We start from the raw sequence: 6,324 nt of genomic DNA, 5'->3' as shown, positions 1-6,324 counted from the left end.
GAGCTGGCCTCGGCCTAACCCGTGTTGCCTGTTCGCGGGTGCCTTCTGGTAAAGGCAGCGCGAACAGGCAACCCGATCACCTGCGCTCCCACACCTCGAACGCGTAGGCCGGTTTGTCATCGACCGCTTCGTTCGCCACGCTCGACACCTTTTGCCACTGGTTCTCGTCGAACTCGGGAAACCAGGCGTCCCCTTCCGGCTGCAAGGCGACTCGCGTCAAGTACAGACGGTCCGCCTGAGCGAGGCCCAGCTCGTACAGCTGAGCACCACCGATGAGCATTACCTCGTCCGCGCCCTGTTCGTGAGCCCAGGCTTCGGCCCGCTCGATGGCCGCGTCCAGCGAAGCGAACACTTCCGCACCCGGCAAGTCGAGATCCGGCTGGCGGCTGACCACCAGGTTCAGACGGCCGGGCAGTGGTCGGCCCAGCGAATCCCAGGTCTTGCGACCCATGATGATCGGCTTGCCCAGGGTGGTGGCCTTGAAATACTTGAAATCGCCCGGCAGGTGCCAGGGCATGCTGTTGTCGATGCCGATCACGCGGTTCTCGGCGAGTGCCGCGATCAGGCTTAAAGGGAGAGATGTCTTCATGGCCGGCAGAATAGCAGAGCCTCCTTGGGTTATGCTCATGGCGAATCCGCCGCCTGGAAAAACGCGTGAGCGCACCCACTCCCTTGCACACACTCTGGCTCAGTGAAGCCATCCGCCTGCGCGAAGAACAGGCAGGCCCCCTGGAAGACCTGGAAGCCAACCGCCGAGCGCGGCAACAGGGGGGCGACCTGGCCGCACGCATCGAACATCGCGCCCTGATACTGGCCGGCCGCGATGGCCAGCGCCAGGCCCTGCGCCACTGGCTGCAGGGCGCACGGCTGGCGGTGCTGCTGCTGGCCGTGCTGGCGGTATTCAGCGGGGCCGGATTGGCGTTCGCGGCGCTGGGCGATGGCCAGCAGCCGGTCAATGTGTTCTGGGCGCTGGGCAGCCTGCTGGGGCTCAATCTCATTCTGTTGCTCAGCTGGTTGCTGGGGCTGGTCGCGGCCGGTGGTCACGGCGCTGTACTGGGGCGGCTGTGGTTGTGGCTCAGCGAGAAACTGGCGCGCGATGCGCAGGCCGTGCACCTGGCGCCGGCGCTGGTACTGCTGCTGCAACGTCGTCGGCTCAACCGCTGGGTACTAGGCACGCTGGTGCATAGCTTGTGGCTGCTGGCCCTGCTCAGTGCGCTGGCCGTGCTGCTGTTGCTGCTGGCCACCCGTCGCTACGGCTTCGTCTGGGAGACCACCATTCTTGGCGCGGACACCTTCATCAGCCTGACCCAGACCCTGGGCGCCGTGCCCGCCCTGCTGGGTTTCAGCGTGCCGGACATCGACATGATCCGCGCCAGTGGCGATCAGGCGACCAACGTCGAAGGGGCACGCCAGGCCTGGGCCGGCTGGCTGGTCGGTGTGCTGCTGGTCTACGGAATTGGCCCGCGCCTGCTGCTGGCCGCGTTTTGCCAGTGGCGCTGGCGCCAAGGCCGAGCGCGCCTGACATTGGACACCACCCTGCCGGGCTACAGCCAGTTGCGTGAGCGGCTGATGCCCAGCAGTGAGCGCCTTGGTGTGCGCGATGAGGCGCCCGACGCCCTGCCCCAGGTTACGACAGCGCCAGCCAGCGAGCCGAGCGATGGTGCGGTGCTGGTAGGTCTGGAACTCGACGGCCAGCACCCATGGCCGCCTGCCCTGGCCACCGGCATTCAGGACGCTGGCGTGCTCGACAGCCGCGAGTCGCGTCAGCGGCTGCTGGAACAGATGACCCGCTTCCCGCCCGCGCGGCTGGTGATCGCTTGCGATCCGCGGCGCTCGCCCGACCGCGGCAGCCTCGGCCTGATCGCCGAAATGGCCCGCTGCGCCACGGTCACCCGCGTGTGGCTGTTGCCGGCACCGCACGGCCAGGTGCTCGACCCGCAACGGCTTGGCGATTGGCGGACCGGCCTGGATGCACTGGGCCTGGCCATTGATGAATCGACACCGCTGCACTGGCTGGAGACCGGCGATGAGTAAGCCCCTGACCCTGGCCGTGGTCGGCCACACCAATGTCGGCAAGACCTCCCTGCTGCGCACGCTGACCCGCGACGTAGGCTTCGGCGAAGTGTCGCACCGGCCCAGCACCACGCGTCATGTGGAAGGCGCACGCCTTTCGGTCGATGGCGACGCCCTGCTGGAGCTCTACGACACCCCTGGCCTGGAAGATGCCATCGCCCTGCTGGATTTCCTCGAACGCCTGGATCGCCCCGGCGAGCGGCTCGACGGTCCGGCGCGGGTCGAGCGGTTCCTGCAGGGCACCGAGGCGCGCCAACGTTTCGAGCAGGAGGCCAAGGTGCTGCGCCAGCTATTGGCTAGCGATGCCGGCCTGTATGTGATCGACGCGCGCGAGCCGGTGCTGGCCAAGTACCGCGACGAACTGGAAGTGCTGGCCAGCTGCGGGAAACCGTTGCTGCCGGTGCTCAACTTCGTCAGCAGCAGCCAGCAACGCGAGGGGGATTGGCGCGAGGCACTGGCTCGCCTCGGTCTGCACGCCTTGGTTCGTTTCGACAGTGTGGCACCGCCCGAGGATGGCGAGCGGCGGCTGTATGAAAGCCTGGCCTTGCTGCTGGAACATTCGCGCCCGGCTTTGCAGCGGCTGATCGATGATCAACAGGCGCAACGACTGGCGCGTCAGGGGAGTGCACGGCGGTTGATCGCCGAACTGTTGATCGACTGCGCGGCCTGTCGCCGCAGCGTGACCAGCGAAGCGGCCGCAGGCGCCATCGAAGAACTTCGCCAGGCGGTACGCAAGCGCGAGCAGCGCTGCGTGGAAGCCTTGCTCAAGCTGTATGCCTTTCGCAGCCAGGATGCGTCGGCCGGCGACTTGCCACTGTCGGATGGGCGCTGGGGCGACGACCTGTTCAATCCCGATACGCTCAAGCAGTTGGGCGTGAAGGTCGGCGGCGGCATTGCGGCCGGTGCGGCGGCGGGCGCTGGCGTCGATCTGCTGGTGGGCGGCTTGACCCTGGGCATGGCAGCCATCGCTGGCGCCATTGCCGGCGGCGCCCTGCAGACCGCCCGTGGCTATGGCGCGCGCCTGTTGGGCAAGTTCAAGGGCGAGCGCGAACTGACCGTGGACGACAACGTGCTGCGGCTGCTGGCCTTGCGTCAGCAGCAACTGGTGAAGGCGCTCGATGCCCGTGGCCATGCTGCCATGGGCACCATCGAGGTGGCGGCGCCACAGGAGCAGACCTGGCGCGAAGGCAAGCTGCCCGAAGCCCTGAACAAGGCCCGGGCCTACCCGCAATGGTCCTCGCTCAACGGCCACAAGCACCTGGCCCAGCGCGAGCGTGAAGAACAGATCGAGGTACTTGCCCGACAGCTCTGACAACCCCGTAGGAGCGGTCCGTGGCCGCGAAAGCAACAGCGCGGTGTTCAGATGCATCGCGGTGAGCCTTTCGCGGCCGATGACCGCTCCTACGGATTCGATGCCGCAGGAGCAGCATGGTAGGCGGTTACTTGCGCAGCAACCGCAGCCCGTTGAACACCACCAGCAGGCTCACACCCATGTCGGCAAACACCGCCATCCACAGGGTCGCCATGCCGGCCACGGTCATCAGGAGGAACACGGCCTTGATCGCCAGGGCCAGCACGATGTTCTGCAACAGCACCGAACGGGTCTGCCTCGACAGCCGAATGAACGCCGGTATCTTGCGCAGATCATCGTCCATCAAGGCGACATCGGCCGTTTCAATCGCGGTATCGGTACCTGCGGCCGCCATCGCGAAACCGATTTCCGCCCGTGCCAGTGCTGGCGCGTCATTGATCCCGTCGCCCACCATGCCGACCCGGTGCCCCTGAGCGTACAACTGCTCCACAGCTTTGAGCTTGTCGGCAGGCAACAGGTCGCCAATCGCCTGATCGATGCCCACTTGAGCTGCGATCGCCTTGGCGGTATGCGGGTTGTCTCCGGTCAACATCACGGTCTTTATGCCCAATGCATGCAACTGGGCAATGGCCTCGCGGCTGGTCTGCTTCACCGTATCGGCTACCGCGAACAACGCCACTGGCCCCTGCGGGCCCAGCAACACCACGACCGATTTACCTTCGCGCTCAAGCTGATCGAGTTGCGCTTCCAGCGCCGGGGAGCACTGACCCAGCTCTTCCACCAGGCGATGGTTACCCAAGTGATAGGTCTGCCCTTCCACCTGACCCTTGATGCCTCGCCCAAGCAAGGCCTCGAAGTTGTCCAAGGTCAGGGCCGCCCCATTGGCGTCAGCAGCAATGGCTCGCGACACAGGATGGTCCGAACGTCCCGCCAACGCCTGGGCAATCGCCTGTGCCCGGCCTTCGAAGGCGGAATCGAGCAGCGCGTAGTCGGTCTGCACCGGCTTGCCATGGGTCAGCGTGCCGGTCTTGTCCAGCGCCAGATAGTCCAGCTTGTGACCACCTTCCAGGTACACGCCCCCCTTGACGAGGATGCCTTTGCGCGCAGCAGCGGCCAAGGCACTGACGATGGTGACGGGCGTGGAAATCACCAGCGCACACGGACAGGCGACCACCAACAGCACCAGCGCGCGGTAGATCCAGTCGAACCACGCGCCCAATCCCACCAGCGGCGGGACCACCGCGATCAGCAGGGCCAAGGCAAACACCACGGGTGTGTAGACCCGTGAAAAGTTATCCACGAAGCGCTGGGTAGGCGCACGCGCACCTTGGGCCTGCTCGACCGCGTGGATGATGCGCGCCAGTGTCGATTGGCCGGCGGCGGCCGTGACCCGGTATTCCAGCGAGCCGGCCTGATTGATGGTCCCGGCGAACACCTTGTCGCCCACACTCTTCTCGACCGGCAGGCTTTCACCGGTGATGGGCGCCTGATCGATGCTGGATTGACCGGAAATCACTTCACCATCCAAACCGATACGCTCCCCCGGACGCACGCGGACGATGGCCTCCAAGGCGACGGCCTTGACGTCCTGTTCCAGCCATTGGCCATCAGCCTGGCGCACGGTGGCCGTGTCCGGCGTGAGGCGCATCAGACCGCCAATGGCATTGCGGGCGCGATCCAGGGATTTGGCCTCGATCAATTCGGCTACGGTGAACAGGAACATCACCATCGCCGCTTCCGGCCATTGACCGATCAGCACCGCGCCGGTCACCGCAATGCTCATCAACGCATTGATGTTGAGGTTGCCGTTCTTGAGTGCGATCCAGCCTTTGCTGTAGGTGCCCAGACCACAACTGGCGATCGACACCAGGGCCAGCAAAGCCACGACCCAGGTCGGCGCCGCCTGGGTGAAGTGGACCACTTCGGCCGCCACTGCCGTCACGCCCGAAAGCGCCAGCGGCCACCAGGGTTTGCGCGGCGCCGGCAGGTCGTTGGTAGCAGGTTCGTCCCCGGTGATGGGTTCGGCGTGCATGCCCAGTGATTTGATGGCGCTCTCGATCGCCTGGGTATCGGGCAGCGAATGGCGCACGCCGAGCACCCGATTGATCAGGTTGAAATCCAGCTGCTGCACGCCTGTCAGCTTGGCCAGCTTGTTCTGGATCAGCGTCTGCTCGGTCGGACAGTCCATCGCCTCGATGCGGAACTGACTCAGCCGGGCATCCTGGCTGTCGCCGGGTGCCAGCCGAACGGTCGACGGCGCGGTCGATTTGCTCGAGCAGCAGTGGCTCGACGGTGCGGAGCTTGGCTGGTGCTCGTGCTCGTGCTCGTGCTCGTGCTCGTGCTCGTGCTCGTGCTTATGATCGTGGGCATGGCCGGAAGTGGGGTGGCTCATTGGTCGCAATTCCCTGAAGTGCAGGTTGCCAAGTGAACACCCTGTAGCCACTATAGGGTCAAGCATCTTCCAAGGGTTATGAGCATGAAAATCGGCGAACTGGCAAAAATCACCGACTGCCAGGTCGAAACCATCCGCTATTACGAACGTGAAAGCCTGTTGCCGCCCCCTGCCCGCAGCGACGGCAACTATCGCCTCTACACCCAGGCTCACGTCGAACGGCTGACATTCATCCGCAACTGTCGCATCCTGGACATGACCCTCGACGAGATCCGCAACCTGTTGACCCTGCGCGACAGCCCCCAGGACCAGTGTCAGAGCGTCAACGACCTGATCGATGAACACATCCATCACGTCAAGGCGCGGATAGACGGCCTGGTAGCCTTGCAGGAGCAGCTCGTTGCCCTGCGCCAGAAATGCCATGGCAGTACCGCCGAAGAACACTGCGCGATTCTCCAGCGCCTGGAAATCAGCGGCGCCGTCACCGTCCCCGAGGCTGAGCACTCACATGTGGGCCGCAGTCACGGGCATTGAAAAAAACACGTCG

The 6,324-nt window shown here is 65.2% G+C and carries 5 protein-coding genes; 3 read left to right on the top strand and 2 right to left on the bottom strand.

The genetic code is table 11. The annotated features are described in order from the left end of the window. Positions 1 to 76: 76 nt before the first annotated feature. Positions 77 to 589, bottom strand: a complete 513-nt coding sequence (locus tag QMX89_RS20150) for a dihydrofolate reductase (protein ID WP_282349586.1) — start codon at positions 587 to 589, stop codon at positions 77 to 79. Positions 590 to 654: 65 nt separating this feature from the next. Here QMX89_RS20150 and QMX89_RS20145 point away from each other — a divergent pair, with 65 nt between their 5' ends. Both QMX89_RS20145 and QMX89_RS20140 read left to right on the top strand, forming a co-directional pair. Beyond that, positions 655 to 2,034 carry a DUF2868 domain-containing protein gene (locus QMX89_RS20145; protein WP_282349585.1) on the top strand — a complete coding sequence of 460 codons (1,380 nt, stop codon included), beginning with the start codon at positions 655 to 657 and terminating at the stop codon, positions 2,032 to 2,034. Next, positions 2,027 to 3,385, top strand: coding sequence for a DUF3482 domain-containing protein (locus QMX89_RS20140; protein ID WP_282349584.1), 1,359 nt, complete (start codon positions 2,027 to 2,029; stop codon positions 3,383 to 3,385). The genes QMX89_RS20145 and QMX89_RS20140 overlap by 8 nt, the downstream gene beginning before the upstream one ends. A 127-nt stretch (positions 3,386 to 3,512) precedes the next feature. Here the strand turns inward: QMX89_RS20140 and QMX89_RS20135 are convergent, their stop codons facing one another. Beyond that, on the bottom strand, positions 3,513 to 5,777 hold the full coding sequence (locus tag QMX89_RS20135) for a heavy metal translocating P-type ATPase (protein ID WP_282349583.1): 2,265 nt from the start codon (positions 5,775 to 5,777) through the stop codon (positions 3,513 to 3,515). A gap of 84 nt (positions 5,778 to 5,861) precedes the next feature. Here QMX89_RS20135 and cadR point away from each other — a divergent pair, with 84 nt between their 5' ends. Further along, positions 5,862 to 6,311: a Cd(II)/Pb(II)-responsive transcriptional regulator gene (gene cadR, locus QMX89_RS20130; protein WP_282349582.1), complete on the top strand. Its 450-nt coding sequence runs from the start codon at positions 5,862 to 5,864 to the stop codon at positions 6,309 to 6,311. The last annotated feature ends 13 nt before the right edge of the window (positions 6,312 to 6,324 follow it).

This window comes from Pseudomonas sp. PS01301 (genome assembly GCF_029960215.1).
Classification (GTDB): Bacteria; Pseudomonadota; Gammaproteobacteria; order Pseudomonadales; family Pseudomonadaceae; genus Aquipseudomonas; species Aquipseudomonas coleopterorum.
This window is presented reverse-complemented; position numbering and strand designations above follow the sequence as displayed.

Bases quoted from the DNA above. Each gene is read 5' to 3' on its own strand.
- cadR (WP_282349582.1), top strand. From the start codon at position 5,862: ATGAAAATCGGCGAACTGGCAAAAATCACCGACTGCCAGGTCGAAACC.
- QMX89_RS20140 (WP_282349584.1), top strand. From the start codon at position 2,027: ATGAGTAAGCCCCTGACCCTGGCCGTGGTCGGCCACACCAATGTCGGC.
- QMX89_RS20150 (WP_282349586.1), bottom strand. From the start codon at position 589: ATGAAGACATCTCTCCCTTTAAGCCTGATCGCGGCACTCGCCGAGAAC.
- QMX89_RS20135 (WP_282349583.1), bottom strand. From the start codon at position 5,777: ATGAGCCACCCCACTTCCGGCCATGCCCACGATCATAAGCACGAGCAC.